Raw genomic sequence first — 1,453 nt, forward strand, 5'->3', positions numbered from 1 at the left:
TAATATCTCCTGAAACAGCTACATTCTTTGAAGTTTCGACTGTCCCGTCATTGTCAAACCTTCCATTAACAGAAAGATCCTCGTTGGTTCTTAAAGATCCTGAAGATTTCAGGCTGCCAGCTGAAATTTTACCGACAACAGTAATATCCCCTGTACTTGAAACCTTCTTAGCAGTCAAGTCCTTATTGGCTACAATTTTCCCGTCATTCTTAAGATTCCCAGTTCTTAAATTATTTGAAACTACAGTTCCAGAAGTGTCCATATTCTTTGAAGTAAAATCTCCATTAGTAAGAATTTCCCCTGAATTTAATACATTTCCGGCAACTGATATATCCTTTGAAGCCCCGACTGTCCCGCTGTTGTCAAGAAGCCCGTCAATGTCAAGTGTTTCATTAGTCTGAATCTTTCCTGAAGTGACAAGGCTGCTTCCTGAAATTCTGCCTGATGCCAAAATATCGCCAGTATTTTTCACATCTTTTGCAGTTAATTCACCATTTGTGCTTATTTTCCCATCATTAGTCAGGTTATCCACTCTTAAATTTTTGGCCGCAATTGTCCCTGACGTTACCATATCCTTAGATGACAGATCCTCATTTGTCAGTATTTTACCTGTACTTCCTATATTTCCTGAGACTGAAATACGCTTAACAGAAGTCAATGCTCCTGTGTTATCAAATTTCCCATTAATATTAGTAATTCCTGAAACCTGTATATTTCCAGAATTATCTAAATTTTTTACATTAAAGTTTCCTCCAGAAAGAACTGTTGCAACAGAGTTTTTAAAATCTTTTGCCGTTATGTTCCCTGAAGCATTAATATTCCCAGAATTTATCATATCAAGCGTATTCAAGTTCCCGCCTGTGTATATATTCGACTTATTCTCAACATTCCCATTAAGGTTAATGTCCTCATTTGCCTGAGTTTCCCCAGACAATTTTATTTTAGAAGCATTAATGTTAATCCCCTTGTCAGAACTTGCAAGCTCTGATTGAGCATACTCAGTTCCGTTTATTTCAATTCCATCACCCTTTATCTTGGCTACATTGATTTTCCCGTCAGCCGTAATCTCAAGCTTTGTGTCCCTTGAATAGATAAGGCCATTGGAGTTTACCCCTGCCCCCTTGTCCGTGCTGACTATCTTTATCTGCCCCGCATACATTGATCCAAGGTTGCTTGCATCAATTGCAACTGAGTTTATTCCATTTTTAGAAGCTACAGTTCCGTTAGAGTCAACAGTATTTTCCCCCAAAGTTACATCAACCCTGTTCCCGACAAGATTGCCCTGTAATTCCATAGCCTTTGCAATAACGTTTACATAATCAGTATTAGTCGCATCAAAGCCGCCTGCCCCGATAATGACTCTTCCCTTTTCGACATCAATTCCAATTACATCTCCGTCCTTTAACTTCACTCTTCCAGTTGTTGGAATAAAGTTTTTAATGTTAATTGTCCC

The 1,453-nt window shown here is 38.5% G+C and carries 1 protein-coding gene; it reads right to left on the reverse strand.

Annotation, left to right across the window (positions count from 1 at the left end; translation table 11 throughout):
* On the reverse strand, positions 1-1,453 hold a 1,453-nt coding region (locus tag K324_RS16105; protein ID WP_036095563.1), incomplete at both ends, for a two-partner secretion domain-containing protein.

This window comes from Leptotrichia trevisanii DSM 22070 (assembly GCF_000482505.1).
GTDB lineage: Bacteria > Fusobacteriota > Fusobacteriia > Fusobacteriales > Leptotrichiaceae > Leptotrichia > Leptotrichia trevisanii.